This window comes from Frigoribacterium sp. NBH87, assembly GCF_014217665.1.
In the GTDB taxonomy this organism is placed as follows: domain Bacteria; phylum Actinomycetota; class Actinomycetes; order Actinomycetales; family Microbacteriaceae; genus Frigoribacterium; species Frigoribacterium endophyticum.
This window is the reverse complement of record NZ_CP043650.1, coordinates 1,900,615-1,927,260: the sequence shown is the minus strand read 5'-3', so window position 1 is coordinate 1,927,260 and position 26,646 is coordinate 1,900,615. Positions and strand designations below refer to the sequence as shown.

Below are 26,646 nucleotides of genomic sequence, written 5' to 3'. Positions count from 1 at the left end.
CGGTACGCCGGGAGGATGATTGTCAGGGCTTCGTGATGCTCCCGTGACGTGACGACGGCCGCGGCCCCGTGGGGGTCGCGGCCGTCGTGGCGGAGCGGGTGAGGGACTAGCGGCTCGGCACCGGGACCGAGGGCTCGTCCGACTCGCCGGCGCCCGGGTCGGTGGGCGTGGTGGCCGTGATCGTCACCCCGGCGGAGGCGGCGCTCTGCAGCGAGCCGCAGTTGGCGACGTAGGACACCGTGACGTTCCCGGCCGTGCTCGACTTCACCTGCACCTGCGTCACGTTGGTGCCCAGCCCGCCGCTGGTCGCACCGGCGGCGTCCGTGCCGGGCTCGGTGATCGTGTACGTGTAGCCCGTCAGCGAGTACCCCGACGGGCAGTTCTGGTAGGGCTGCCACGAGACGGTCGCCGTCGTCGCACCGTCGGCGGGGATGCTGCTCGGGGAGGCCGTCGGAGCCGTGGGCTGCGTCGGCTGGGGCGCGGCGCGGTAGATCGAGAGCGTGATGGTGCTGCCCTTCGTCACGTTGCCGGTCGGGTTCAGGCTCGCGACGGTGCCGTCCGCCGCCGGGTCGGGTGCCGGCGTCGAGCTGTCCTGGGACAGGACGACGAGGCCCAGGTCCTCCAGCTGCGAACGAGCGTCTCCCTCGGCCAGGCCGACGAAGTCGCTCGAGTCGACCTGGACGGTGGTGGGCGTCGCGCTCGGCGTGGGGGTCGGGGTCGTCGGCTCGGGGGTCGGCGTCGACGAGGTGACGCTCGGCGTCGGCGCGGGCTCCGGGTCGTCGCCGTTGAGGGCGAAGGCCGCGAGGGCGATCACGCCGGCGAGCACGAGCACGCCGAGGACGATGAGCGGCCAGAACCAGGGGCTGCGCTTCTTCTTCTCGTCGTCGTCGAGCTCGTCGCCGCGGAGCGCGTCGGGGTCGGCCGAGCCGGGCACGTACGCCCCGGTCGCGGCGGCGCCGGCGGGCGCGAAGGCGCGCGTGCTGTCGTCCTGAGCGGAGAAGAGCTGGGTGGCGGCCTCGGCGCCGGCGGCGACGCCGATGGCCGGGACGGCGACCGTGGCTGCCGCGACGTCGCCGCGGCGGAGCGCGCGAGCGGCCTGCGCGAGGGCCGACGCGGACGCGGGGCGGTCGGCCGGCTTCTTGGCGATGCAGGAGAGCACCAGGCGACGGACGGGCTCCGGGACGGAGGCCGGGAGGTCCGGCGGCTGCTCGTTGATCTGCGCCATGGCGATGGCGACCTGCGACTCGCCCGTGAAGGGGCGACGGCCGGCGAGGGCCTCGTAGGCGACGATGCCGAGCGAGTAGATGTCGGTGCTCGGCGACGCGGGGTGGCCGCTGGCCTGCTCGGGCGACAGGTACTGGACGGTGCCCATCACCTGGCCGGTGGCCGTCAACGGCACCTGGTCGGCGATGCGGGCGATGCCGAAGTCGGTGATCTTGACGCGCCCGTCGGGCGTGACGAGCAGGTTGCCCGGCTTGATGTCGCGGTGCACGAGGCCGGCCGCGTGGGCGGCCTGGAGGGCCGAGGCGGTCTGCGCGACGATGTCGAGCACCTTGTCGGTGGGGAGCACGCGGTCGCGCTCGAGCACCGTCGACATGGCCTCGCCGGGCACGAGCTCCATCACGAGGTAGGCGCTGCCCTCCTCCTCGCCGTAGTCGAAGACGTTCGCGATGCCCTCGTGGTTGACGAGGGCCGCGTGCCGCGCCTCGGCCCGGAAGCGCTCGAGGAACCCGGGGTCGCCCAGGTACTCGTCCTTCAGGATCTTGATCGCGACCGTGCGGCCGATGACGAGGTCGGTGGCTTCCCAGACCTCGCCCATGCCGCCGATGGCGACGCGGGTCGACAACTGGTATCGCCCACCGAAGGTGATTCCGCCGGAAGGTCTCATCTGTTCAGCACCGCCTCTAGTACTTTCTTCGCGATTGGTGACGCGACACTGTTGCCGAAGGCCGACTGGCCCTGTCCTCCGCCGTTCTCGACGACGACGGCCACCGCGACCTGGGGGTCGACCGCGGGGGCGAAGCCGGTGAACCAGAGCGTGTAGGGGTCGCCCGGGCCGTTCTCCGCCGTGCCGGTCTTGCCGGCCACGTCGACGCCACTGATTCTCGCATTGCTGGCGGCGCCGTCGGCGACGTCCTGCACCATCATGTCGGTCATCGTGGACGCGGTGTCGGCGCTGATCGGCTTGCCGTACTCGGTCGGCGAGAAGTCGCGCACCGGGCTCAGGTCGGGGTTCAGGACGCTCTCGACGAGGGTGGGGTCCATCTGAGTGCCGCCGTTGGCGATCGCCGCCGAGACCATGGCCATCTGGAGCGGCGTGACGCGGTCCGAGCCCTGACCGAACGACTGGAGCATGAGCGAGGCGTCGCTGATGGGGTCGCCGTCCTCGTCGGTGATCGGGAACTGGCTCGGGGTCACGGCCTGCGGGATCGCGATCGAGTCGTCGCCGAAGCCGAACGCCTCCGCCTGCTCCTGCAGGGCGTCGGCGCCGAGCTGCTGGCCGAGCTGCGCCATCGGGATGTTGCACGAGAGGCGCAGGGCCGTCGCCAGCGTCGCGGTCTCGCCGCCGCCGCAGCTGCCGCCCTCGGCGTTGTTGATGTTCGTCGAGGTGCCGGGCAGGGTCAGCGTGGCCGGGTTGGGGAACTCGCTGTCGGGCGTGTAGTCGCCGCTCTCGAGCGCCGCCGCGGTCGTGACGAGCTTGAACGTCGACCCGGGGGCGTAGAGGTCGCCCTGGATGGCCCGGTTCTGCAGCGGGTCGCCCGGGTCGGCCACGAGCTGGTCGTAGGAGGCCTTGACGGCGTCGCGGTCGTGGCTCGCGAGGAGGTTCGGGTCGTAGCTCTCCTTCGACACCATCGCGAGGATCGCGCCGGTCGAGGGGTCGACGGCGACGACCGCGCCCGAGTTGTCGCCCAGCGCGTCGTACGCGGCCTGCTGCACGGCCGGGTCGATCGTGAGGTTGACCGTAGCGCCCTCAGGGTCCTGCCCGGTGAGCACGGAGTTGACCTGGTCGAAGAACTGGGCGTTCGCGTTGCCGGTGAGGTAGTCGTTCATGGAGTCCTCGATGCCCCGCGACCCCTGGCCCAGCGTGTAGTAGCCGGTGACGGGGGCGTAGAGCTCGGCCGACGGGTAGGTGCGCTGGAACTCGTACACGTCGTCCACGGGCACGGACTGCGCGACCGGCTGGCCGTCCACGAGGATCGGCCCGCGCTGCGCCGAGTAGCTCGCGAGCAGCGTGCGGTAGTTGCGGCTGTCCGCCCGCAGCGAGTCGGCCTGGAAGGCCGTGATGTACGTGCTCGAGACGAGCAGTGCGACGAACATCGCCAGCACGACGAAGCTCACGCGTCTCAGTTCCTTGTTCATCAGCCGACCACCAGCCTCGGTTGGGAGCGCACCGAATCGGACAGGCGCAGCAGCAGGGCCACGATGATCCAGTTCGCCACGAGCGACGACCCGCCCGCCGCGAGGAAGGGCGCGGTGAGGCCGGTCAGGGGGATGACGCGGGTGACGCCGCCGAGGACGACGAAGACCTGCAGGGCGATGACGAACGAGACGCCGACGCCGAGCATGCGGCCGAAGTCGTCCTGGCCGACGAAGCCGATGCGGAAGCCCCGCGACACGAGCAGCATGTAGAGCGCGAGGATCGCGAAGATGCCGGCGAGCCCGAGCTCCTCGCCGAGGGCCGCGAAGATGTAGTCGCTCTCGGCCAGCGGGGTCGTCTGCGGGCGGCCCTGGCCGAGGCCGGTGCCGAGCAGGCCGCCGTTCGCGAAGCCGAACAGGCCGGTCACCAGCTGGAACGACCCGCCGTCGGCGTTGTACTCGACCGGGTCGAACGGGTTGAGCCAGGCGGCGAAGCGCCCCTGCACGTAGCCGAGGAAGGTGCTGGCGACGAGGGCCCCGCCGAGGAAGAGCGTGAGGCCGAGCACGATCCAGCTGGCGCGCCCCGTGCCGATGTAGATCATCACGAGGAACAGGCCGAAGTAGAGCAGCGAGGTGCCGAGGTCGCGCTGGAAGATCAGCACGCCCATCGCCACGAGCCAGACGATGAGGATCGGGCCGAGGTCGCGGGCACGGGGGAACCGCATGCCGAGGATCTTCGGGCCCATCAGCGAGAGGTTGTCGCGCGCGGTCACGAGGTAGCCGGCGAAGAAGACGGCGAGCGTGATCTTCGCGATCTCGCCGGGCTGGAACGAGAAGGGCCCGAGGTCGATCCAGACGCGGGCGTTGAGGCCCTCACGGCCGATGCCCGGCACCAGCGGCAGCAGCAGCAGCACGATCGAGACGAACATCGCGATGTAGCGGTACCGCGACAGCACGCGGTAGTTGCGGATGACGAGCAGCGCCACCAGGGCGATCGCCATCGCCATGGCCGTCCAGGCGATCTGCTTGATGCCGAGGGCGTCCCACCCGGCGACGCCGCGGGCCAGGTCGAGGCGGTAGATCTCGGCGATGCCGATGCCGTTGAGCGTGAGCGCGATCGGCATGATGAACGGGTCGGCCTCGCGGGCGACGACGCGCAGCACGAGGTGGAAGACCAGGGCCAGGCCGAGGATGCTCGAGCCCGACACGAGGACGCTCGGGTCGATCGCCCCCGTGGCCCCCAGCTGGACCAGCACGATCGCGCCGGCGCAGATGCCCGCCGCGGCGACGAGCATCAGCAGCTCGAGGTTGCGGAGCCGGGCCGGCTGACGCAGGCGGATGGTGATGGCCTGCGTGAAGTTCTCCGGGGGAGCGGAGGCGGCGGACGACGTGACGGGCCCGCGGGAGCCTCCCGCGCCTCCTCGGGACTGGCCGATCAGCTCGGTCGACGCGTCGTCACTCGGCCGCATCGGTCAGCCTCTCGACGATGGCGCGCGCGTCGCTGAGCGAGTCGGCGTTGATCGTGTCGCGTACGGTCAGCTGCGTGTAGTTGGGCAGGTCGTCGACCTGCACGGGGGTCTCTTCGTAGACCTCGCTGAGGCTGATCGGGCCGAGGGTCTGCTGAACGCCCTTGTAGATGACGACGCTGCCCCCGCGCTCACCCACGTAGTAGTGGTCCTGGGTCCACTGGTAGGCCAGCACGAGGCCGGCGGCCAGGGCCCCGACCGCGACGACGAGGGCGACCAGCCAGGTGACGCGACGACGGCGACGACGACGGCGGTCCTCGGCGATGAGCTCGGCGAGGTACTCGTCGCTCTCGGGCTCGAAGTGGCTGTCCTCCGGCGTGGTCGCGACCTTGAGCGGGTGAAGCAGGATGCTGGGCAGGCGCAGCGACTTGCGCCCGGCCTCGCCCTCGAAGGTGAGGGGCTCGGAGGCCGAGCCGACCGTGACGGCGGGCTCGACCGAGGAGTCGCCCGACTCGTCGACGTCGACGACGACGACCGTGACGTTGTCGGGGGCGCCGTGGTCGAGCGTCTCCTTCACCAGGCGACGGCAGGTCTGCTCGGGGTCGAGGCCCGCCGCGAGGGCCTTCTTGATGCGGTCCTCCGCCAGGTAGCTGCTGAGGCCGTCGGAGCAGATCAGCCAGCGGTCGCCCGGCAGCGTGCCGAGGGTCGCGGTGTCGATCTCGGGCGCCGCGTCGACGTCGCCGAGCACGCGCATCAGGACGCTCCTGCGGGGGTGGACCGCCGCCTCCTCGGCCGTGATCCGGCCGCTGTCGACGAGGCGCTGCACGAACGTGTGGTCGGCGGTGATCTGGCTGAGCTCGCCCTCGCGCCACAGGTAGATGCGCGAGTCGCCGATGTGCGCGACGGTCATGCTGTCGCCGACGCGCAGCAGCGCGCTGACGGTCGTGCCCATGCCGGTGAGCTCCTGGTGCTCGAAGACCGTCTCGGCGAGCAGCTGGTTCGCGGCGATCAGCGACGACTGCAGCGCGAACTCGGCGTCGCCGGGCGAGGTGTACTGCTTGTCGGTCTCGCGGATGCGGCGGATCGCGATCGCCGAGGCGACGTCGCCCCCCGCGTGCCCGCCCATGCCGTCGGCGACGACGAACAGCTGTGTGCCGGCGTAGCCGCTGTCCTGGTTGTTGGACCGGATCTTGCCCACGTGGGACAGAGCGGCGCTCTTGGGGTGCGTCACGGGCGCTACCGTCGCAGCTCGAAGCTCGTCTGCCCGATCGTCACGGTGGCGCCGACCGGCACCGGTGTGGGAACGGTCACTCGCTCGCCCGCGAGGAAGGTGCCGTTCGTGCTGTCGAGGTCCTGCACGACCCAGCGGCCGTTCCAGAGCATCAGACGGGCGTGGTGCGTGGAGGTGTAGTCGTCGCGGATCACGAGGTTGCTCTCCTGCGAGCGACCGATCGTGAGCGGGCCGTCGCCGAGCGGCATCTCGAGGCCGGCCTTGGCGCCCTTCGTGATCACCAGGCGGGACGCGGGGCCGTCACCGGCGGGGGCGGGCCGACCCGCGCCTCCTGCAGGGGCCGGCGTCACCGGTGCTCGCGGAGCCGCGGGTGCCGGAGGCGCGGTGGCGGTCGACTGCGCCTGCCCCGACCCGCCGTCGGTGGGCAGCTTGCGCGCCCGCTGGCCGAAGAGGTCGGAGCGGAGCGCGAACACGATGGCGAAGACGAAGAGCCACAGCACGGCCAGGAAGCCGAACCGGAGGGCGAGGAGGGTGAGCTCGCTGGTCATCGACGGGCCTCCCGGGAGTCGGGCCCGGCGAAGGGGTCGGGCGTCGAGGACAGGGGGAGCACGCGGAACACGATACGCGTACGACCGATCTCGATCGTGGAGTCGGGCAGCAGGGGCGACTTCTTGAGCGGTGCGCCGTTGAGCTTCGAGCCGTTCGTCGACCCCAGGTCGCGGACCTGCGCGTGCTGGCCGTCCCACAGGACCTCGACGTGCTGACGGCTCGTGCCGGTGTCGCTCACCGTGATGTCGGCGTCGCTGCCCCGGCCGATGACGGTGCGCTGGCCGACCAGCGGGTGGCGCACCCCGTCGATCTCGACGAACGGACGCCACTTGACCTCGCCGCGGACGGTGCCCGACTCGATCGACATGATGCCGACGCTGAGCGAGTCGTCCTCCTGCAGCCGCACGCTGAGCGGGCCGGCGAAGGCGTAGCCCTGAGCGGTCGCGTGGCGCTGGGTCAGCTGCGTGAGCTCGTCGATCAGGGTCGGGCCGATGGCCGACATCTTCGCGTGGTCGGTCGCCGACAGCCGGACGACGAGGTCGTTGGGCACCAGGATCCGGTCGCGGGAGACGACGGCGGCCTTCGTGTCGAGCTCACGACGCAGAGCGTTCGTGATCTCCAGCGGCTGGACGCCCGAACGGAACGTCTTGGCGAAGGCACCGTTGACGGCGCGCTCCAGCCCACGTTCGAAGTTGTCGAGCAGTCCCATGCGTCTCCAGGTCGGGGGTCACTGGTCGCCCGATCTTAGCCGGGTCGCGTGCGAGGTCGGTGTCGGCCAGCCTGGGGACGCTCATCCGGGCCCCTCCACCGTGCTAGAGTTGCTGAGTTCGCGCGAGTGGCGGAATTGGCAGACGCGCTGGCTTCAGGTGCCAGTGCTCGAAAGGGCGTGGGGGTTCAAGTCCCCCCTCGCGCACGAACGAGAAAGACCCTCCTCTGGAGGGTCTTTTTCTCGTTCTCAGTGCTTGTCGGCTGCGCCGCCGCCCCTGCGGCGCAGGGGCAGAATGGCTCACCCTCTGGGTGAGCCGTTCTGCGGTGACGCGGGCGGGCGGGTTCGACGGGGTCGGGCGTCCGTGACGGCCCGGACGCGTCGAACTCGCCCGTTGTGGGGCTAGATGCCGTCGACCGCGGCCTTGGCGCGCTGCATCGCGGTCTGGGCGGACTCGTCGTTCGACTGCAGGGAGGTGCGCAGCGTGTTGATGATGGTGCGCACCTCGGTGGCGACGCGGTTCCAGCGTTGCTCCTTGCCCGCGTACTCCTCGCTGGAGCCGTCGGCCTGGTAGTCCGCCATGGCGGTCTTCACGTCGGCGAGCACCGCACGGCCCGCGCCGAGGAGTCGCTGCAGAACGAGTTCGGCCGTCGGTCGCTCGTGGTCATCCCGCGCGACCCGGCGCTCGCCGCGGGCGGCCGTGTACCGCTGAACCGCGTGACGGGCGAGTCGCGGCACGCCCAGGACACGCTGGCGTCGTACCTCCGCGAGCGTCTGACGAGCCACGGGGGAGGCGCGGGCTGAGCGGCCGGGACCGCCGGACCCGGGCGCGGCGCGCTCCCGGAGGCACGCTCCAGATCCGCTGATCCACTCCGGAGTGGATCAGCGGTGCGGGCGGGTCCTTCCTCCCGCCTGCCGTTGTCCGGCCCTCGCTCCGCTCCTCAGCCCAGGGTGACCGGCTCGATCAGCTGCGGGCCGGTGTTGCGCACCGAGTTGGCGTCGCGGCTGACCGGGTGGTGGGTCAGGTCGTGGGCGAGCTCGTGCGAGTCGCGGTCGAGCAGCTCGAGCAGCTCGGCCGTGCCGAGGTGGTCGCCGAGCCAGTCGTCGTACGAGTCGGGCGCGAGGCAGGCCGGCATGCGGTCGTGCACCTCGCCGGGCGCCACGTGCGCGTCGCGCGTGATGATCGACATCGACAGCACCCACTTGTCGGGGTCGTCGTCGGCTTTCGAGGGGTCGGGCCACGCGCTCATCACCCCTGCCATCGCGAGGGCCGCCTCCGGCTGGTGGACGAAGTGCGGCTGCTTGCCCGTCTCCGTCACCACCCACTCGTAGTAGCCCAGCGCCGGCACGATGCAGCGCGCCTGCGCGAACGGCCGCCGGAACATGCCGTTCGTCGCGACCGTCTCCATCCGCGCGTTGATCGGCTGCGGCCTCTTCTTGAGGTCGGGGTACCACGACGGCGTCAGGCCCCACCGCGCCCGGGGCAGCTCGCGCTCCCCGTGCCGCTGCCGCACCACCGGCACCGCGGTCGTCGGCGCGACGTTGAAGTCGTCGGGCAGGTCGGGCAGCCCGGCCAGCAGGTCGGGCAACAGCTCGGAGGTCGCCCGGGAGACGACGTAGCGACCGCACATCGCCCCAGTCTCCGCCTCCGCGCCCCACCGCGCCAGGGGTCGGCTCGACCCGGCCCGGTGCTCGCGCCCGGACCCCCGCGGTGGAACACTGGCGGCATGGAGAGCACCGAGCGCAGCATCCGCGGCTACGTCGTCGTCGGGGTCGTGCCGTCGACCGCCGAGCGGGTCGTCGCGACCGCCGTCGACCTCGCGGCGCGGTTCGGCACCGGCCTCGCCTGCGTCAGCGTCGAGCCCGACCGGATGGCGTTCGCCGAGGGCATCGACGGCACCGTCCTCTCCTACCCGCTCGACCCCCAGAGCTGGGCCGCCGAGCTCGAGTTCGACCCGGCGCTGGAGGCGCGGCTGCGGCCGATCGCGGAGGCCCGCGGAGTCGACCTGGTCGCCACCTGCCTCACCGGCGAGCCGGCCCACGTGCTCGGCGCGCTCGCCGACCGCGTCGACGCCCCGCTCGTGGTCGTCGGCAGCCGCGAGGCGGGGCTCCGCGGCAGCGTCCGCGAGTTCTTCGCCGGGTCGGTCGCGCTCCACCTCAGCCACCGCCAGCACCGGCCCGTCGTGGTCGTCCCGCTCGCCCCGGTCGCGCGCTCCGAGGCGCTGCCGTGGGACGACGACCTGTGACGCCGCCGACCCCGCCCGTCAGCCCGTCGACCCCGCCGCGCGACCCGTCGGCCCCGCCGCTCAGCCCGTCGACCCCGCTCCGTCGGCGCCTCCCGCTCGTGCTGCTCGTCGTCGCGGGCGGGGCCGTCGGCACGGCGCTGCGGGTCCTCGTGACGCTGGCCGTGCCTCCCGCGGGCTCGTTCGACACCGCGATCTTCGCGATCAACGTCGTCGGGGCGTTCGTGCTCGGCCTGCTGCTGGAGCGCCTGCTCCGCGGCGGGCCCGACGAGGGGCGTCGTCGCGTGCTGCGCCTCGGCCTCGGCACCGGCGTGCTCGGCGGCTTCACGACCTACAGCTCGCTCGCGACCGAGACGGCGACCCTCGGCGCCGCGGGCGACGTGCTGACCGCGTCCGTCTACGGGCTCGCGTCGGTGCTGCTCGGGGTGCTCGCGGCGGCCGCGGGGATCGCCGTCGGGGCCCGGTGGGCCCGGGGCTCCCGGTGACGCCGCTGCTGGTCGCCGCGACGGCCCTCGCCGGCGGGGTGGGGGCGGGCGCGCGCTTCTGGGTCGACGGGGCGGTGGGCGACGCGCTCGCGGCTCGTCGCTCACGCCGCGCGGTCGGCGGTGCGGACGCCGCCGCCCCCGCGCCCTACCCGTGGGGCACGGCCGTGATCAACGTCAGCGGGTCGCTGCTGCTCGGGCTGGTCACGGCGCTCGCGCTCGGGGCCGTCGTCTCGCCGACCTGGCGGGTGGTGCTCGGCACCGGGCTCCTGGGCGGCTACACGACCTTCAGCACGGCGAGCGTCGACACCGTCCGCCTGCTCGCCGCGGGGAGGCGCGGTGCCGGTGCCGCGTCCGCCCTCGGCCTCCTGGTCGCCGGCGTGGCGGCCGCGGGGCTCGGGCTCTGGCTCGGGTCGCTGCTCGCCTCCGCCTGACGGGCGGACGGCGCGGACGGCGCGGGCGGCGGGCGTCGCCGCCGACTCGCCGCGCAGCCCGGCTCAGACGTGCGTGGAGCGCTCGTGCTCGGCGTGGTCGGCCGGCTCGAGCTGGAAGGTCGCGTGCTCGACCTCGAAGTGGGCGGCGAGGCAGCGGTCGAGCGCGTCGAGCGTCTCGTCGACCTTCATGTCGCAGAACACGTCGCGCTCGACGACCACGTGCGCCGAGAAGACCGTCGCCCCGCTCGTGATCTGCCACGCGTGCACGTCGTGGGCCGAGACGACCCCGGGCGTGCCCGCGATGTGGCTGCGCACGTCGTCGAGGTCGATGTCGCCCGGCGCCGAGCCGAAGAGCACCCGGACGGCCTCGCGCAGCAGCGCCCAGGCGCGCGGCACGATCATCGCCGTGATGACGAGCGAGCCGATCGAGTCGGCCTGGGCGAAGCCGGTCGTCAGCACGACGACCGAGGCGACGACGACCGCGACCGAGCCCAGCAGGTCGCCGAGCACCTCGAGGTAGGCGCCGCGCATGTTGATCGAGTGGCTCGCCCCGCCGCGGAGCACCAGCAACGCCACGACGTTGGTCGCCCCGCCGACCACGCCGACGACGAGCATCGGCACGCCGAGCACCTCGTGCGTGGCCGGGTCGAGCAGCCGACCGACCGCCGAGACGGCGACGGAGCCGGCGACCGCGAGCAGCAGCAGGCCGTTCACGAGGGCGGCGAAGACCTCGACCCGCCGGTAGCCGTAGGTCTGGCGCCCGCTCGCCGGGCGGGCGGCGACCACCGTCGCGACGAGAGCGACGACGAGGCCGATCAGGTCCGAGGCCATGTGCCCGCTGTCGGCGAGCAGGGCGAGCGAGCCGGAGAGCACGGCGCCGACCGCCTGGGCGACGAGGCCGAGGGCGACGACGGTGATCGCGAGGCGCAGGCGTCGGCCGTCGGCGGCCATGTGCCCGTGCGTGTGGTCGTGCGCCATCTCGTGCTCTCTCGTGGGGCCCGAGCCGCCGGCCCGGGCGGGGTCGTCAGCGGTCGCCGCGGACGAACCTACCCGCGCGCACCGCGCAGCACCATGCCCGCGGCCCAGTCGATGACGATTCTCGGTGTCAGGAACTGCGGGAGGCGCCACCACCGCACCCGACGGAGGGCCAGGCTAGGCGCATGACCGACACCACCGCCTCCTCGTCCTCTCCGTCCGCCGAGCCCGTCCTGCGCCGCCGCGTGGCCGTGACGGGCGCGACCGGAGCCGTCGGCGGGCGCGTCGCGCGCACGCTCGCGGCGGCCGGCGTGCCGCTGCGGCTGGTCGTGCGCGACGCCTCGCGCGCTCCCGACCTCGGCGCGGCCGACGTCGAGGTCGCCGTCGCGACGTACGGCGACCACGAGGCGTCGGTGGCGGCCCTGCGCGGGGCCGACGTGCTGTTCATGGTGTCGGCGGCGGAGGCGGTCGACCGTCTCGCCCAGCACCGGGGCTTCGTCGACGCCGCGGTCGAGGCCGGCGTGCGCCACGTGGTCTACACGTCGTTCCAGGGCGCGGGGCCCGACGCGGTCTTCACGCTCGCCCGCGACCACGCGGCGACCGAGGAGCACCTGGCGGCGTCCGGGCTCGCGACGACCGTGCTGCGCGACAGCTTCTACCTCGACGTGCTGCCCGAGTTCGCCGACGAGGCGGGGGTGCTGCGCGGACCGGCCGGCGAGGGGCGCGTCGCGGCCGTGGCGCGGGCCGACATCGCCGACGCGGCCGCCGCGGTGCTGCAGGCCCCGGAGGCGCACGCCGGGCGGGTCTACGAGCTGACGGGCCCCGAGGCGCTCACCCTCTCGGAGGTCGTGGCCCGGCTCAGCGCCGTGCTCGGCCGGCCGTTCACGTACCACCCCGAGACGGTCGAGGAGGCCTACGAGTCGCGGCAGCGCTGGCAGCCGGAGCCGTGGCAGGCCGACGCGTGGGTGAGCACGTACACGTCGATCGCCTCGGGGGAGGTGTCGCGCGTGACGGACGACGTCCGGACGCTCACGGGGCACGCGCCGCTGTCGATCGAGGGGCTGTTCGGGGGGCGCTGAGTCGTCGGGTCGGGTGCGGGTGCCGGTGCCGGTGCCGGTGCGGTGCGGTGCGGTGCGGTGCGGTGCGGGTGCCGATGCGGGTGCTGGTGCGGGTGCGGGTGCGGTGCGGGCGCGGCGGCACCGGGCGGAGCGGCTCGTCCCGGAGATGCCCGCCGAGAAGGCTGATCCACTCCGGAGTGGAGGAGCGGGAAGGTGCTCCACTCCAGAGTGGAGGAGCGTGCGGGTCCTCCACTCCGGAGTGGAGGAGCGGGACGGGGTGCGTGTCCTGACACGGGCCGTTCCACTCCGGAGTGGAACGGACTTCCCGGCGGACACTTCCTGGCGGGCACTTCCCGCCAGGGGCCGAGCCAGGACAGGGCCTGGGGACCCATGGGACCGGGCGCCCGGGGCCCCGGGGCCCCGCGCCGTCGGACCCGATCGGGCTCAGCGCACGCGACGCGACGACAGCACGCCGCTGACGCCGAGCACCACCGTCGACAGGAACACGCCGACCATCGGCAGCTGCCACCCGCCCGACACGTCGTGCAGCGCCCCGATCGCGAGCGGCCCGAGCGACGCGATCGCGTACCCGCCGCCCTGCACCAGCGCCGAGAGCCGCCGGGCGTCGTCGTCGGTCGAGGCCATCCGCACGATCACGATGAACACGATCGTGATGCCGCCGCCCTGGGCGGCGCCGCCGAAGAGCGACCAGACGAACCACATCTCGGGCACGAAGAGCAGGCCGAGCGGCATCGCCGTCCAGCAGACCGCGATGATCGCGATGACGACCGCCGGGCGCACCCGCAGCGCGAGCAACGGAACCCCGAGCGCCCCCACGACCGCCAGGATCTGGAAGATCGACGAGCTGGCCCCCGCCGCCTCCCGCGTCAGCCCGACCTCGTCGCGCAGCAGCGTCGGCATCCAGGCCGTCAGCCCGTAGTACGCGAACGCCTGCCCCGAGAAGGCCAGCATCAGGCCCCACGTCGTCGCCCGGCGCAGCAGGGGGCGCCGGCGCTCGGCCGCGTCGCGCGCCGCCGACGCCTCGTCGACGACCGAGATCCCGCCGGTGAGCACGTCCGACGCCGACGCCGAGCTCGCACCCGGCGAGGAGGCGCGGGTCGCGTCGTCGGGGCCGGCCGCCCCGGGTGCCCCGCCGGCCTCGCCGACCCCGCCCGCGACTCCTGCCGGTCGACCGCGGCCGAAGGCGACCCGCGGCCCGACCGCGATCGACCAGACGACCGCCGCCAGCACGGCGAGCACGCCCCACGTGATGAGCGCGAGCGGCCAGCCCACGGCCGCCGCGATCGGCGCCGTCGCGAGCGACGTGATCATCGACCCGACGTTGAGCGCCGACGTGTAGATGCCCGTGACGAAGCCCACGCGCTCGGGGCTGAAGTCGCGGCGGATGATCACCGGCAGCACCACGTTGCCCACCGTGATGGCGACGCCGATCACGATCGTGCCGACGTACAGCCACGACGACGTGCCGAGGGCGCGCAGCAGCGTGCCGACGAGCACGCCGGCGAGGCCGATCGACACCGCGCGCTCCGGGCCGAGCTGCACGATCAGGCCCGAGGCCAGCGGGCTCGCCAGCGCGAAGCAGAGCACCGGGATGCTGGTCAGCAGCCCCGCGACGACCGCCGAGAGCTGCAGGTCGCCGATCATCTGGTCGAGCACCGGCGCCGTGGCCACGATCGGCCCGCGGAGGTTCAGCGCGATCAGCACGATCGCGAGCGTGGTCAGCCAGATCGGCGCGGAGCGGACGGCCGCCCCGCCGACCTTCGTCACGCCGCGCCGCGCAGCGGGACGCCGAGCAGCACCGCGACGTCGGCCGGCGTCGCCGCGACCGCCACGGCCCCGGCGTGCTCGGCCTCGTCGCCGTAGCCCCAGCCCGCCATGATCGTCGGCACGCCGTGCACCGCGGCGCCCTCGACGTCGTGGTGGCGGTCGCCGATCAGCACCGGCCGCGACAGGTCGACGCCGCGCTCGCCGAGACGGCGGAGGGCCTCGGCGACGACGTCGGCCTTCGTGTTGCGGACCTCGTCGTCGGAGGCGCCCGTCACGAGGTCGAGGTACTGCAGCAGGTCGTGGGTCTCGAGGATGCGCGTGGCCGGGGTCTCCGGCTTCGAGGTCGCCGTCGAGGTCGGCAGGCCGGCCGCGTGCACGGCGGCCATGAGCTCTCGCACGCCCGGGAAGATCGGGCTGTCGAGCGCGCCGTGCGCGAGGTAGTGGGCCCGGTAGACCCTCATCGCCTCGACGAGGCGGTCGCCGGAGAGGCCCAGGCGCACCTCGAAGCTCTGCGGCAGCGGCGGGCCCACCCAGGCGAGCATCTCGGCCTGCGGCGGGACGGGCAGCCCGAGCTGCTCGATGGTGAACGCGAGGCTCGCCGTGATGGCGGGCGCGGAGTCGGCGATCGTGCCGTCGAGGTCGTAGAGGACGGCGGTGTAGGGGAGAGTCATCGCCCTCAGCTTAGGAGCGGACGGCGCCGCCGGGTCGTCAGCCGACGCGGCGCAGCGGCCAGGTCGTCGTCGCGGGCTCGAGCACGACGGCGGGCGTCGCCGACACGAGCGACGGCTCGGCCCTCGGCGTCATGCGCCCGACGGGCACGTCGACGGGCAGGTCGAGGGGCCGCGTCACCACGATCGACTCGAAGATCGGGGTCGCGTCGCGACGGGCGACGATGGCGTCGAAGATGGGCGAGGTCATGGCGGGTCCTCCTGCGGGTCGGCGCCGGCCTGCCCGGTCGCCTCCCGGAATACTACGCTGATATTCACATTTCGCAACCGCGCGCGACGAGCTGTGCGCGGCCGCTCAGAACAGCCGCGAGTGCGAGTCGTCCAGCCCGCGCATGGCGTCGTAGTCGAGCAGCAGCGTCCGGATGCCCCGGTCGTGGGCGAGCGTGCGCGCCTGGGGCTTGATCTCCTGCGCCGCGAAGACGCCGGTCACCGGGGCGAGGTGCGGATCCCGGTTCATCAGCTCGAGGTACCGCGTCAGCTGCTCCACGCCGTCGATGTCCCCGCGACGCTTCAGCTCGACCGCCACCGCGCCTCCCGCGGCGTCCCGGGCGAGGATGTCGACCGGCCCGATCGCCGTCATGTACTCGCGCCGCACGAGGGTGTGGCCCTCGCCGAGCAGCTCGATCTGCTCGGCCAGGAGCTTCTGCAGGTCGGCCTCGACGCCGTCCTTCGTGAGGCCCGGGTCGACGCCCATCTCGTGGCTCGAGTCGTGGAGCACCTCGTGGATCGAGACGACGAGCACGTCGGCGGTCTTCGGCTGCGTGACCTTCCAGAGCTCGGTGACCCCCGCCTCCCGCTGGTCGTCGTCGGGCTCGACCACGCGGACGGTGCAGGGCGGGCTCATCCAGTTCAGCGGCTTGTAGCTGCCGCCGTCGGAGTGCACCAGGAGGCTGCCGTCGCGCTTGACCATCAGCAGGCGGGTGGCGAGGGGCAGGTGGGCGCTGAGTCGGCCGGCGTAGTCGACCGAGCAGCGGGCAATGACGAGGCGCACCCGACGATCCTAGGTGCCCGGTGAGCCGTCGGGCTCGTGACGATCCGTCGATATCTTCTTGACAGAATGCGAGATGCGAAATACCGTCGGGGTGACCGAGGGGCCGTGCCCCGACCGACACCCGATCGAGAGGCCCCGCCGTGAGCGCGACCCTGCCCCGCCCGACCCGCCCCGCCCAGCCGCACCGCACCCGCGACTCCCACGCTCCCCGCCCGGCCGTCGACCCGGCGGGCCTGATGCTCGTCGACATCGCGACCGGCCGGTACCTCCCCGGCGACGAGATCGACGCACAGGTCGTCGCCCGCGAGCACGGGCTCCGCCCCGTCGACGTGCGCATCGCCCTCTACGACCTGCGGCGGGCCGGCCTCGTCACCGGCGTGCCGTTCAGCGGCACCCGCGTCGTCGTCTGGCACCGCCGCACGAACGAGGCCCTCATGCGGCGCCTCGGCCGGGTGCTGGCGGGCGTCGCCGCCGTGTCGCCCGTGCTCGAGGCCCTGCCCGAGCCCGCCGAGACCCGCCTGCCCGCGGCCGACCTGCTCGTGCGCCACGGCCTCGCGCTGCCCGCCGACGTCGAGCACTTCCTCGACCTGGCCCGCACGATGGTCGACACGCTGCCGACCGACGAGCGGGTCCGCGTGCACTCGGAGCTGCTGCTGCCGCTCACCGTGCTCTCGACGACCACGGCCCTGCACGTGCACGGCGTCGTGCCGGCGCTGCCCGAGGGCGTGCGCGGAGCGATCGTCGACCTCGTCGAGGCGGCCGCGCACTACGGCGACTGGGCCGACGTGCCGGGGCTCGTCGCCGACTACACGGTCGCGCTCGGCGCCGACGAGCCCCGCTCGCCCGGCGACCCCGCCTGACCGGCGCGGGCGCACCCTCTTCTCGCACCGACACCCTGTTCTCGCACCGACACCCCGCCGCGGCAGGGTTCCCGTGCGAGGAAGGGGTTCGGGACGGGGCGGACGGGGCGGACGGGGCGGACGGGGCGGACGGCGCGCGGGTCAGCGGCGGGAGGGCTCCCGCGCGGCACCCGAGGCGAGCCCGGCCACGGCGATCAGCACCAGCACGACCCAGAGCCCGTTGAGCAGCCCGACGTGCTCGCCGAGGAACCCGATCACCGGCGGCATCGCGAGGAAGGCGACGTAGCCGATCGTCGCCACCGCGCTCACGCGGGCCGCGGCGTTCCGCGAGTCGTCGGCGGCGGCCGACAGCCCGACCGGGAACCCGAGCGCCGACCCGGCGCCCCAGAACACGACGCCGACGATCGCGAGCCACGGCTCGGGCGCCACGATCACGAGCAGCAGGCCGAGCGCGGCCGACACCGCCGAGAAGCGCAGCATGGGGACGCGTCCGAACCGGTCGAGCAGCGGCGAGCCCGCGACGCGGGTGATCGTCATGGCCGTGACGAAGACGAAGAAGACGACGGTGCCGGCGGCGTTCTCGAGCCCGTGGCCGTCGACCATGGCGAGGGCGAGCCAGTCGTTGGCCGAGCCCTCCGCGGTCGCCATGCCGAGCACGATGAGGCCGATGAGCACCGTGCCGGGGGTGCGCCACACCGCGAGGCGCGAGCGCCAGCCGCCGGTGGTGCCGGAGGCGCCGGCCGCGTCGCCCTCGACGGGCGCGTGCCCGAGGTCCTCCGACTGCATCCACCGCGTGACGACGAGCGCCGTGGCGGCGATCGCGACCGCCAGCACGGTCACGTGCACGGACACCGGCACGTCGAGCGCCTCGGCCCCGGCGCTGAGGAGCGCGCCGACCATGGTGCCCAGGCTGAAGGCGGCGTGGAAGAGGGGCATGACGGTCTTGCCGAGCACGCGCTCGGCGGCGGCGCCCGAGACGTTCATGCCGACGTCGCAGAGCCCGTTGCCGAGGCCGAAGACGGCGAGGCCGAGCACGATGCCGACGAAGCCGACGCCGAGGTCGGTGCTGAGGCCGGCGATCGTGAGGCCGACGGCGACCGTGCCGAGCGAGGCGAGCACCGTGCGGCGGGCGCCGAGCGCGGCGATGAGGTGGCTCGAGAAGGTGATGCCGACGATCGAGCCGACGCTGAGGCCCGTGACGAGCAGGCCCATCTCGAGCGTCGTCGCGCCGAGCACGTCGCGGACGGCCGGCACGCGGCCCAGCCAGGTCGCGACGGCGAGCCCGCTGAGGCCGAAGACGACGAAGAGCGCGTTCCGCCACCGGACGACCTGTTGGCGGGTGAGGTCGCCGTCGTAGCTGCGCTTCTCGGCGGTGGGGCTGGTCATGGCGGTGTCACCTCGAGCGTCGGTGTTCGGCGGGCGGGAGCGCTCCGACCGGCCGGCACCGCGCCTCCTCGGGCCTGGTGACATGCGGGTCGAATCGATTCGACCGTCAGCCTAGGGGGTCGTCGGGCCCGCTGTCGAGGGCGGGCCGGGCGAGCGACGATCGAGCGACGACCGGGTGGCGACCGGGCGGCTGCCGGGCGGCGCCTCGTGGGTAGGGTCGGCCCATGACGACGCTCACGCTGCCCGCCGACCTGGCCTTCCCGGTGATCGACGGCCACAACGACCTGCCCTGGGAGTGCCGCGTCGCCCGCGGCTCGAGCGTCGAGGGCGTCGACGACACGGCCCTGACGCTGCACACCGACCTGCCGAAGCTCCGGGCGGGCGGCGTCGTCGGCCAGTTCTGGTCGGTGTTCGTCGAGACGACCGAGCCCGACCCGGTGCGCGCGACCCTGCAGCAGATCGACCTCGTCCACCGGATGGTCGCCCGCTACCCGGAGTGGCTCGCCCTCGCGCGCACCGCCTCCGACGTGGTCCGGGCCGTGGAGCAGGGGCGCGTCGCGTCGCTGCTCGGGGCCGAGGGCGGGCACTCGATCGGCGACGACCTGGCCGTGCTGCGCACCTTCGCGCGCCTCGGCGTCCGCTACATGACGCTGACGCACAACGACGACACCCCGTGGGCAGACTCGGCCACCGGCAGCCGGCCGCACGGCGGGCTCACCGACCGCGGCCGCGAGGTCGTCGCCGAGATGGAGCGGCTCGGCGTGCTCGTCGACCTGTCGCACGTCAGCCCCGACACGATGCGCGACGCGCTCGACGTCGCGACGGCGCCGGTGGTCTTCAGCCACTCGTCGACCGTCGGCGTGGCCGACCACCCGCGCAACGTGCCCGACGACGTGCTGCGGCGGCTGCCCGACGTGGGCGGCGTCGTGATGGTCACCTTCGTGCCCCAGTTCGTCTCGCGGCGGTACGCCGACTGGCTCGCCGCCGACGTCGCCCGGGCCGAGGGCGAGCCGGGCGAGGCCGCGCCGCCGGTCACCGCGGCCGACGTCGCCGACCACGTCGAGCACGCCCGCGACCTCGCCGGGGCGGCCCACGTCGGCCTCGGCGGCGACTACGACGGCACGCCGACGCTGCCCGACGACCTCCGCGACGCGTCGCGCTACCCGGTGCTGGCCGACGAGCTGAGGAGTCGCGGGTGGGGCCCCGCAGACCTGCGCGCCCTGGCCGGCGGCAACGTCCTGCGCGTGCTCGCCGCGACCGACGAGCGGTTCGCCGCGAACTGAGCGGCGCGCCCGCGGCGGCGTGCGGCCCTGCGGGGCCGGCCCTGAGTGGGCGCCTCGCGGGGACCGGCCCTGCGGCGCCCGGCGCTGGGCGCCCGGCCTTGCGGGGGCGTCCGGGCCGGTCAGCTAGGCTGCGGCACCATGAGCCGGGCAGAGGGCGACGTCGCCGCGAGGCCGACCCTCGCCGCGGTCGCGCGGGCGGCCGGGGTCAGCGCGAGCACCGCCTCCCTGGCGTTCAGCGGAGCCGGCCCCGTCTCCGACGAGACCCGCACGCGCGTGCTCGCGGCCGCCGCCGAGCTCGGCTACGGCGGCCCCGACCCCCGGGCGCGCTCGCTGCGCCGCGGCCGGTCGGGCATCGTCGGCGCCGTGCTCGAGGACACCCTGAGCAACGCCTTCCGCGACCCGATCAACGTCGCGATGCTCGACGGCATCGCCGACGTGACCGGCCCCGCCGACAACTCGCTGCTGCTGCTCACCGAGAACGAGGGCGAGCACTCGCGCCTGCTCGACGCGCCCCTCGACGCGGCCGTTCTCTTCGGCTGCAGCACGCGGCTCGACGAGTCGGTGGAGGCCGTGCGGCGCCGCGGCATCCCGCTCGTGTCGATCGAGGCGAAGCCGATGGAGGGCGTGCTCGACATCGGCGAGGACAACGTCGGGGCCTCCGAGCTGCTCGCCCGCCACCTGCACGACCTCGGCCACCGTCGCGTCGCCGTCGTGGCCCTCGAGCTGGGCCCCACGCGCTGGGTCGGGCCCCTCACCGACGAGCGCGTCGCCCTCGGCACCTCGTGGCCCACGCTCGAGCGGCTGCGCGGCACCCGCCGCGTCTACCCGGGCGTCGGCGGCCTGGTCACCTACGGAAGCTGGACGAGCGAGGGGCACCGGGCCGGGCTGCAGCTGCTCGACGTGCCCGAGCACGAGCGGCCGACCGCGATCATCGCGCAGAGCGACCTGCTGGCCTCGGGCGTCATCGCCGCCGCGGCCGAGCTGGGGCTCTCGGTGCCGCGCGACCTCAGCGTCGTGGGCTACGACGGGGTGCGGCTCGACGACCCGCGCGCCGCCGACCTCACCACGGTCGTGCAGCCCGCGGTCGAGAAGGGCCGGGCCGCGGGGCGCGCCGTGCTCGCGCTGCTCGCCGGGGAGCCCGCGGTGGGAACGACCTTCACGAGCGTGTTCCGCGCGGGCTCGACGACGGCGCCGCCGGCGCGCTGAGCGGCGTCGCACGCGGCTGCGCCATCGGAGCACCTGGCTCGCCCCGCCGGCTCGCCCCTCCGAGCCGCCGAGAGGCCGCCGAGGTGCCCCCTCCTGGGCCCTCGGTGCGCACGAGGTCCCACGACGGGGCACGTCGCCGTCGCGGTCTCGCGCGCGGCGCGGCCCTGCGTGCGGCACGGCCCTGCGTGCGGCGCGGGCCTGCGTGCGGCGCGGGCCGGCGCACGGTGGCGGTCGCGCGTGCGGCGCGGGCCTCTGCGGTGAGCAGTTCTCGCGACTCGCGGGGCCTGCACCGGCCGACCCGCGCCTCCCGCCCCTAGCGTCGCCGTGTGCACATCACAGTCCTGTCTGTCTCCCTCGCCCTCGTGATCGGCATCGTCGTGCCGATCGTCGTCGCCGCCCTGGTCCGTCGCGGCGACGCGGCGCGGGGCAAGACGTTCCCGATGCCCGACGCCGTCACCGGCGTGCTGTTCGAGGTGCGCACCCGTCGCTGGCAGCGCGTGCTGCTGCGGGTGATCGGCTACGTCATGGCGATCGTGGGCGCGTTCATGACCTTCATCGGGGCCGTCGTCGGCTTCACCGACCCCGACGAGGCCCTGCCGTTCGGGTTCTGGATCGCCGCGGTGCTCATCCTCGCCTTCGGCGTCTGGCTCGTCATGATGGCCAGCGCCCTCGGGCGCACCCGGCTCCAGGTCTGGGAGGACCGCCTCCTCGCCCGCCGCGGCTTCCGGGCCGAGCGCCTGGTGCTGCTCTCGGACGTCGCGAGGCTCACGCCGTACGCGAGCCAGTACGGCGGCATCGTCGCGAAGGGGGCCGACGGGGGCAAGCTCTTCATCTCGGACGGGCTCGAGCTGAACCACGACCTGCTCGCCGACCACCTGCGCACGCGGCTGCCGCAGGTCTGGGCCGCGTCGTTCCCCGGCGACGCGCGCGGGGCGCAGCGCTGACGCCGTCACCGCGCTGACGCCCCCCCCACTGCGCTGACGCCCCCACCGTCTGACGCCGCGCCGACGCCCCCGCACCACGCGCCTCCCCTCGCGCCACCGGCCGCAGATGCCGACCACGGAGCCCAGAACGAGTGGAGATCCGGTCACCAGAGCGCGCTCGGGGCCGATCTGGTCGGCATTTGCCCCCCGCGCGACGTAGCCGAGGGTCGGCGACGCTCAGCGCGCGCACCCCTAGCGACGCAGCCGACGGCCCGCGACCCTCAGCGCGCCCCGACGACCATCCACCGGTCCGTCCGCGCGCGCAGCCCGAGCGTGACCGCCCGGGCCCCGATGTACCCGAGGCCGAACGCGAGCCAGAGCGCGACCGCGCCCGACGTCGTCGACCCGACCCGCGACTCCACCGGCAGCAGCACCGCGAGGTAGGCGGCGAGGCTCACGACCGACGCGATCGCGAGGTAGCGGGCGTCGCCCGCTCCGAGCAGCACCCCGTCGAGCACGAAGACGAAGCCCGCGAGCGGGATGCCGACCGCCATCGCCACCACCACCGACGGCAGCAGCGCCTGCACGCCCGGGTCGGGGCTGAAGACCGGCGCCAGCACCGGCGCGAGCAGGGCCAGCACGCCGCCGAGCAGCACCCCGCCGCCGACGCCGAACAGCATCAGCCGCCGCGTGATCGCCCGCACGCGCTCGCGGTCGCCGCGGCCGAGGGCGTGCCCGATCATCGCCTGCCCGGCGATCGCGAGGGCGTCGAGGGCGAACGCGAGGGTGATGAAGAGCGTCAGCGCGACCTGGATCGTGGCCAGCCCGGTGACCCCCGAGGAGGCGGCGGCCGCGACGGTCGCGATGAGCGCGGCTCGGAGCCCCGCGTTCCGCACGAGCAGCCAGCCCCCCGCCTGGGCGGTGCGGCCGACCCCGGCGAGCCCCGGTCTCAGGTCGGCGCCGACGGCCCGGGCGGCCCGCACGGCGATGACGACGTACACCGCCGCCATGCCCCACTGCGCGACGACGGTGCCGGCCGCCGAGCCGGCGATGCCCCAGCCGAGGCCGTAGAGGAAGAGCGCGTTGAGCCCGGCGTTCGCCGCGAAGCCGACGGTGGCGACGACGAGCGGGGTGCGGGTGTCCTGCAGCCCGCGCAGCAGGCCGGTCGCGGCGATCACGAGCAGCATGCCGGGCAGCCCGAGCAGCGAGACCGAGAGGTAGGTCGTGGCGGCCGCCGCGACGTCGTCGGCCACGCCGAAGAGGCCCACGAGCGGCTCGGCCGTCACCGCGCCGACGCCCGCGACGACCACGCCGACCAGCAGCGCGAACCACATGCCGTCGACGCCGGCACGGATCGCCCCGCGCTGGTCACCGGCGCCGAGCCGCCGCGCGACCGTCGGCGTCGTGGCGTAGGCGAGGAAGATCAGCAGCCCGAGGGCCGTCTGCAGGACGACGCTGGCCACGCCGAGGCCGGCCAGGGGCACGGAGCCGAGGTGGCCGACCAGGGCGGTGTCGGTGAGCAGGAAGAGCGGCTCGGCGACGAGGGCCCCCAGCGCCGGCACGGCCAGGCGGACGATCTCACGGTCGAGGGGCGAGCGGAGGCGCACGCTCAGTCGGTGCCCCGGAGCCGACCCAGCACGCTCATCACGTGGAACACGACGATCGCCGCGACCGTGCCGAGGATGATGCCGCCGAAGCTGGCGCCGCCGAGCACGAGGGTGAAGTCGGCGATGCCCATGATCAGCGCGACGCCGGCGGTGAGCTGGTTCTTCGGGCGGCTGAAGTCCACCTTGTTCTCGACCCAGATGCGGATGCCGATGACGCCGATGAGGCCGTAGAGCGCGGTGGTCACGCCGCCGAGCACCCCCGGCGGGATGGTGAAGATGACGGCGCCGATCTTGGGCGAGAGGCCGAGCAGGATCGCCACGACGCCGGCGACCCAGTAGGCCGCGGTGGAGAAGACGCGGGTGGCGCTCATCACGCCGATGTTCTCGCCGTAGGTCGTCGTCGCCGAGCCGCCGCCGAGGCCCGCGATCACGGTGCTGAGGCCGTCGGCGAAGAGCGCACGACCGGTCAGCGGGTCGAGGTCGCGCTTCGTCAGCTGCCCCACGCCCTTCACGTGCCCCACGTTCTCGGCGATCAGCGCGAGCACGACGGGCAGGAAGCCGAGGTAGATCGGCAGCTGACCGAGGTCGAAGGCGGGGGCGGTGAACGTCGGCAGGCCCACCCACGGCGCGGCCGCGACGGCGCTGTAGTCGACCGCGCCCGCGATGACGGCGGCGACGTAGCCGACGACGACGCCGACGAAGATCGAGAGGCGCCCGAGGAGGCCCTTGAAGAGGACGGCGCTGAGCACGACCGCGGCCAGCGTGATGAGGGCGATGCCCGGCGAGAGGGCGAAGTTGTCGCGGGCGGCGGGGGCGAGGTTGAAGCCGATCAGGGCCACGATCGAGCCGCTGACGACCGGCGGCAGGAGGGCGTCGATCCACCGCGTGCCGGCGAGGTGCACGAGCACGCCGACGAGGGCGAGCAGCGCCCCGACGACGATGATGCCGCTCAGCGCGAGGGGGATGCCGCCCACGTCGGTGGCGGCGGCGATCGGCGCGAGGAAGGCGAACGACGAGCCGAGGTAGCTGGGCAGCCGGTTCTTCGTGATGAGGAGGAAGAGCAGCGTGCCGATGCCGGAGAAGAGCAGGGTCGTGCTCGGCGGGAACCCCGTGATGATCGGCACGAGGAAGGTCGCGCCGAACATCGCGACGACGTGCTGGCCGCCGAGGCCGACGGTGCGGGGCCAGGTGAGGCGTTCCTCCGGGGCGACGATCTCGGTCGAGTCGACGGTCTTGCCGTCGCCGTGCAGTGCCCAGGGGAGTGCCATGCCGAGAACTGTAGCGAGGAAGCCGTTTCCTCCGTGTTTCCTGGGGACGGCCGGCGGTGAGCTCGGTCGACCGGGCCGTGCGGCGTCTCGCGGGGCCTCCCCGGACGGCCGTCGGGGGCCTCACCTAGGCTGACGGGCATGACGAGCGACGCGCTGACCTCCGGCATCACCACCGACGACCTCGACCCCGCGGTGCGCCCGCAGGACGACCTGTTCCGCCACGTGAACGGCCGCTGGATCGCCCGCACCGAGATCCCCGACGACAAGGCGCGCTACGGCTCCTTCCTCGTCCTGGCCGAGGAGGCCGAGGCCGCCGTCCGCGACATCATCCACGAGTCGCAGGAGGCCGAGCCGGGCACCGAGGCCCGCAAGGTCGGCGACCTGTTCACGAGCTTCCTCGACGAGGGCCGGGTGGAGGCGCTGGGCGCGGCCCCGCTCCGCCCGCTGCTCGAGCAGGTCGAGCAGGTCGGCGACGTGCCCGACCTGCTGCGCCTGGTCGGCAGCTTCGAGAAGCAGGGCGTCGCGAGCTTCGTGCAGCTCTTCGTCGACAACGACCCGGGCGACCCCGAGCGCTACGTCGTCTTCCTCGAGCAGGGCGGCCTCGGCCTGCCCGACGAGTCGTACTACCGGGAGGAGAAGTTCGAGTCCGTCCGCACGGCGTACGTCGCCTTCGTCGAGACCATGCTCGGCCTGGCCGGGCTCGACGGCGCCGCCGGCCGTGCCGCCCGCGTCGTGGCGCTCGAGACCGAGCTGGCCACGCACCACTGGAGCAACGTCGCGACCCGCGACAGCGACGCCACCTACAACCTGCAGCCGTGGTCGGAGCTCGCGGCCTCGGCGGCGGGGGTCGACCTTGCGGTCTGGCGCGACGCGGTGCAGGCGCCGGCCGGCACCTTCGACGAGGTCGTCGTGCGCGAGCCCTCGTTCGTCTCCGGCCTCGCCGGCCTGCTCGTCGACGAGCGGCTGCCCGAGTGGCGCGACTGGCTGAGCTGGCAGGTCGTCCGCTCGTTCGCCGCGTACCTCTCGTCCGACTTCGTCGAGGCGAACTTCGACTTCTACGGCCGCACGCTGACCGGCACCCCCGTCCAGCGGGCGCGCTGGAAGCGCGGCGTCTCGTTCGTCGAGGGCGCGATGGGCGAGGCCGTCGGCCGCATCTACGTCGAGCGGCACTTCGCGCCGGCGGCGAAGACCGCGATGGACGACCTGGTCGCGAACCTCGTCGAGGCCTACCGCCAGAGCATCACGCAGCTCTCGTGGATGACCGACGAGACCCGGCAGCGCGCGCTCGAGAAGCTCGACAAGTTCACCCCGAAGATCGGCTACCCGGTGAAGTGGCGCGACTACTCGGCCCTCGAGGTCGACGCGAGCGACCTGATCGGCAACGTGCGCTCGCAGGCCGTCGTCGGGTTCGACCGCGAGCTGGCCAAGATCGGCTCGCCGATCGACCGCGACGAGTGGTTCATGACGCCCCAGACGATCAACGCGTACTACAACCCCGGCTTCAACGAGATCGTCTTCCCCGCGGCCATCCTGCAGTTCCCGTTCTTCGACGAGACCCGCGACGCCGCCGCGAACTACGGGGCCATCGGTGCGGTGATCGGCCACGAGATCGGCCACGGCTTCGACGACCAGGGCTCGAAGTACGACGGCGACGGCCGCCTGACCGACTGGTGGACGGCCGCCGACCGGGAGGCCTTCGAGGCCCTCACCTCGTCGCTGATCGCGCAGTACGACGCGCTCGAGCCCGCGCAGGTGCCCGGCCACCACGTCAACGGCGCCCTCACGATCGGCGAGAACATCGGCGACCTCGGCGGCCTGTCGATCGCCTACGACGCGTACCTCCTCTCGCTGGGCGGCGAGGAGGCGCCGGTCGTCGACGGCCTGACCGGCGCGCAGCGCTTCTTCCTCAGCTGGGCCCAGGCCTGGCAGATCGCCATCCGTGACGAGGAGGCGATCCGCCTCCTGTCGATCGACCCGCACTCGCCGAACGAGTTCCGCTGCAACCAGATCGTCCGCAACATCGACGAGTTCTACGCGGCGTTCGACGTGACCGAGGGCGACCGCCTCTGGCTGCCCGAGGCCGAGCGCGTCACGATCTGGTAGCC

The 26,646-nt window shown here is 73.8% G+C and carries 26 protein-coding genes and 1 tRNA gene; 11 read left to right on the top strand and 16 right to left on the bottom strand.

All coding sequences use genetic code 11. The features are described from left to right. Positions 1-106: 106 nt before the first annotated feature. From F1C15_RS08970 to F1C15_RS08945, 6 genes are read right to left on the bottom strand one after another with little or no spacing between them, the layout of a single operon-like run. Positions 107-1,888 (bottom strand): protein kinase, encoded by a 1,782-nt coding sequence (locus F1C15_RS08970; RefSeq protein ID WP_185230683.1) that lies wholly within the window; start codon positions 1,886-1,888, stop codon positions 107-109. Further along, positions 1,885-3,360, bottom strand: coding sequence for a penicillin-binding protein 2 (locus F1C15_RS08965; RefSeq protein WP_056058092.1), 1,476 nt, complete (start codon positions 3,358-3,360; stop codon positions 1,885-1,887). The genes F1C15_RS08970 and F1C15_RS08965 overlap by 4 nt, the downstream gene beginning before the upstream one ends. Then, on the bottom strand, positions 3,360-4,826 hold the full coding sequence (locus tag F1C15_RS08960; protein ID WP_082514650.1) for an FtsW/RodA/SpoVE family cell cycle protein: 1,467 nt from the start codon (positions 4,824-4,826) through the stop codon (positions 3,360-3,362). Before F1C15_RS08960 ends, F1C15_RS08965 begins: the two co-directional genes overlap by 1 nt. After that, complete coding sequence (locus F1C15_RS08955; protein ID WP_185230681.1) at positions 4,813-6,054, bottom strand: PP2C family serine/threonine-protein phosphatase; 1,242 nt, start codon at positions 6,052-6,054, stop codon at positions 4,813-4,815. Before F1C15_RS08955 ends, F1C15_RS08960 begins: the two co-directional genes overlap by 14 nt. Before the next feature lie 5 nt (positions 6,055-6,059). Beyond that, positions 6,060-6,602 carry an FHA domain-containing protein gene (locus tag F1C15_RS08950; RefSeq protein WP_056058086.1) on the bottom strand — a complete coding sequence of 181 codons (543 nt, stop codon included), beginning with the start codon at positions 6,600-6,602 and terminating at the stop codon, positions 6,060-6,062. Further along, positions 6,599-7,312, bottom strand: a complete 714-nt coding sequence (locus F1C15_RS08945) for a DUF3662 and FHA domain-containing protein (RefSeq protein ID WP_056058083.1) — start codon at positions 7,310-7,312, stop codon at positions 6,599-6,601. Before F1C15_RS08945 ends, F1C15_RS08950 begins: the two co-directional genes overlap by 4 nt. A 120-nt stretch (positions 7,313-7,432) precedes the next feature. On the opposite strand from F1C15_RS08945, the gene F1C15_RS08940 reads away from it, so the two are divergent. Further along, a tRNA-Leu gene (locus F1C15_RS08940) sits at positions 7,433-7,516 on the top strand. Positions 7,517-7,711: 195 nt separating this feature from the next. On the opposite strand, the gene F1C15_RS16170 is transcribed toward F1C15_RS08940, so the two are convergent. After that, positions 7,712-7,915 carry a hypothetical protein gene (locus F1C15_RS16170; protein WP_197981446.1) on the bottom strand — a complete coding sequence of 68 codons (204 nt, stop codon included), beginning with the start codon at positions 7,913-7,915 and terminating at the stop codon, positions 7,712-7,714. Positions 7,916-7,969: 54 nt separating this feature from the next. On the opposite strand from F1C15_RS16170, the gene F1C15_RS16165 reads away from it, so the two are divergent. After that, entirely contained in the window at positions 7,970-8,113 is a 144-nt protein-coding gene (locus F1C15_RS16165) for a hypothetical protein (protein ID WP_197981445.1), read from the top strand. A 137-nt stretch (positions 8,114-8,250) separates the two neighbouring features. Here the strand turns inward: F1C15_RS16165 and F1C15_RS08930 are convergent, their stop codons facing one another. Further along, positions 8,251-8,940 (bottom strand): SOS response-associated peptidase, encoded by a 690-nt coding sequence (locus tag F1C15_RS08930; protein WP_185230679.1) that lies wholly within the window; start codon positions 8,938-8,940, stop codon positions 8,251-8,253. A 96-nt stretch (positions 8,941-9,036) separates the two neighbouring features. Between F1C15_RS08930 and F1C15_RS08925 the strand changes: the two genes are divergently transcribed. The 3 genes from F1C15_RS08925 to F1C15_RS08915 are packed head-to-tail and all read left to right on the top strand — an operon-like array spanning position 9,037 to position 10,468. Continuing rightward, complete coding sequence (locus F1C15_RS08925; RefSeq protein WP_056058075.1) at positions 9,037-9,555, top strand: universal stress protein; 519 nt, start codon at positions 9,037-9,039, stop codon at positions 9,553-9,555. Beyond that, the gene (locus F1C15_RS08920) at positions 9,537-10,037 is read left to right on the top strand and encodes a CrcB family protein (RefSeq protein ID WP_255465123.1); all 501 of its coding nucleotides are present in this window, start codon (positions 9,537-9,539) and stop codon (positions 10,035-10,037) included. The genes F1C15_RS08925 and F1C15_RS08920 overlap by 19 nt, the downstream gene beginning before the upstream one ends. After that, complete coding sequence (locus F1C15_RS08915; protein WP_185230677.1) at positions 10,034-10,468, top strand: CrcB family protein; 435 nt, start codon at positions 10,034-10,036, stop codon at positions 10,466-10,468. The genes F1C15_RS08920 and F1C15_RS08915 overlap by 4 nt, the downstream gene beginning before the upstream one ends. 63 nt (positions 10,469-10,531) lie before the next feature. Here the strand turns inward: F1C15_RS08915 and F1C15_RS08910 are convergent, their stop codons facing one another. After that, positions 10,532-11,446: a cation diffusion facilitator family transporter gene (locus F1C15_RS08910; protein WP_056058071.1), complete on the bottom strand. Its 915-nt coding sequence runs from the start codon at positions 11,444-11,446 to the stop codon at positions 10,532-10,534. A 182-nt stretch (positions 11,447-11,628) separates the two neighbouring features. On the opposite strand from F1C15_RS08910, the gene F1C15_RS08905 reads away from it, so the two are divergent. Next, complete coding sequence (locus F1C15_RS08905; RefSeq protein ID WP_185230675.1) at positions 11,629-12,522, top strand: SDR family oxidoreductase; 894 nt, start codon at positions 11,629-11,631, stop codon at positions 12,520-12,522. Between the two features lie 423 nt (positions 12,523-12,945). On the opposite strand, the gene F1C15_RS08900 is transcribed toward F1C15_RS08905, so the two are convergent. The 4 genes from F1C15_RS08900 to nucS form a co-directional block, all read right to left on the bottom strand. Then, positions 12,946-14,289 (bottom strand): CynX/NimT family MFS transporter, encoded by a 1,344-nt coding sequence (locus F1C15_RS08900; protein WP_255465122.1) that lies wholly within the window; start codon positions 14,287-14,289, stop codon positions 12,946-12,948. After that, on the bottom strand, positions 14,286-14,960 hold the full coding sequence (locus tag F1C15_RS08895; RefSeq protein WP_056058064.1) for an HAD hydrolase-like protein: 675 nt from the start codon (positions 14,958-14,960) through the stop codon (positions 14,286-14,288). Before F1C15_RS08895 ends, F1C15_RS08900 begins: the two co-directional genes overlap by 4 nt. Positions 14,961-14,997: 37 nt before the next feature. Beyond that, positions 14,998-15,207 (bottom strand): hypothetical protein, encoded by a 210-nt coding sequence (locus tag F1C15_RS08890; RefSeq protein WP_056058061.1) that lies wholly within the window; start codon positions 15,205-15,207, stop codon positions 14,998-15,000. A gap of 105 nt (positions 15,208-15,312) precedes the next feature. Next, positions 15,313-16,008 (bottom strand): endonuclease NucS, encoded by a 696-nt coding sequence (gene nucS / locus F1C15_RS08885; RefSeq protein ID WP_056058058.1) that lies wholly within the window; start codon positions 16,006-16,008, stop codon positions 15,313-15,315. A 140-nt stretch (positions 16,009-16,148) separates the two neighbouring features. On the opposite strand from nucS, the gene F1C15_RS08880 reads away from it, so the two are divergent. Further along, on the top strand, positions 16,149-16,868 hold the full coding sequence (locus F1C15_RS08880; RefSeq protein ID WP_185230673.1) for a hypothetical protein: 720 nt from the start codon (positions 16,149-16,151) through the stop codon (positions 16,866-16,868). Positions 16,869-17,009: 141 nt separating this feature from the next. Here F1C15_RS08880 and F1C15_RS08875 read toward each other — a convergent pair whose 3' ends face one another. After that, the gene (locus F1C15_RS08875) at positions 17,010-18,254 is read right to left on the bottom strand and encodes an MFS transporter (protein ID WP_056058050.1); all 1,245 of its coding nucleotides are present in this window, start codon (positions 18,252-18,254) and stop codon (positions 17,010-17,012) included. A gap of 224 nt (positions 18,255-18,478) precedes the next feature. Here F1C15_RS08875 and F1C15_RS08870 point away from each other — a divergent pair, with 224 nt between their 5' ends. The 3 genes from F1C15_RS08870 (at position 18,479) to F1C15_RS08860 (ending at position 21,687) form a co-directional block, all read left to right on the top strand. Then, complete coding sequence (locus tag F1C15_RS08870) at positions 18,479-19,537, top strand: dipeptidase (protein WP_185230671.1); 1,059 nt, start codon at positions 18,479-18,481, stop codon at positions 19,535-19,537. A gap of 138 nt (positions 19,538-19,675) precedes the next feature. Continuing rightward, the gene (locus tag F1C15_RS08865) at positions 19,676-20,743 is read left to right on the top strand and encodes a LacI family DNA-binding transcriptional regulator (protein ID WP_056058044.1); all 1,068 of its coding nucleotides are present in this window, start codon (positions 19,676-19,678) and stop codon (positions 20,741-20,743) included. A 326-nt stretch (positions 20,744-21,069) separates the two neighbouring features. Then, positions 21,070-21,687, top strand: a complete 618-nt coding sequence (locus F1C15_RS08860) for a hypothetical protein (RefSeq protein WP_185230670.1) — start codon at positions 21,070-21,072, stop codon at positions 21,685-21,687. A gap of 260 nt (positions 21,688-21,947) precedes the next feature. On the opposite strand, the gene F1C15_RS08855 is transcribed toward F1C15_RS08860, so the two are convergent. Both F1C15_RS08855 and F1C15_RS08850 read right to left on the bottom strand, forming a co-directional pair. Beyond that, the gene (locus F1C15_RS08855) at positions 21,948-23,273 is read right to left on the bottom strand and encodes an MATE family efflux transporter (RefSeq protein ID WP_255465120.1); all 1,326 of its coding nucleotides are present in this window, start codon (positions 23,271-23,273) and stop codon (positions 21,948-21,950) included. A gap of 2 nt (positions 23,274-23,275) precedes the next feature. Then, positions 23,276-24,541, bottom strand: a complete 1,266-nt coding sequence (locus F1C15_RS08850; RefSeq protein ID WP_056058038.1) for a uracil-xanthine permease family protein — start codon at positions 24,539-24,541, stop codon at positions 23,276-23,278. A 138-nt stretch (positions 24,542-24,679) separates the two neighbouring features. On the opposite strand from F1C15_RS08850, the gene F1C15_RS08845 reads away from it, so the two are divergent. After that, positions 24,680-26,644: a M13 family metallopeptidase gene (locus F1C15_RS08845; RefSeq protein WP_185230669.1), complete on the top strand. Its 1,965-nt coding sequence runs from the start codon at positions 24,680-24,682 to the stop codon at positions 26,642-26,644. Positions 26,645-26,646 lie beyond the last annotated feature (2 nt).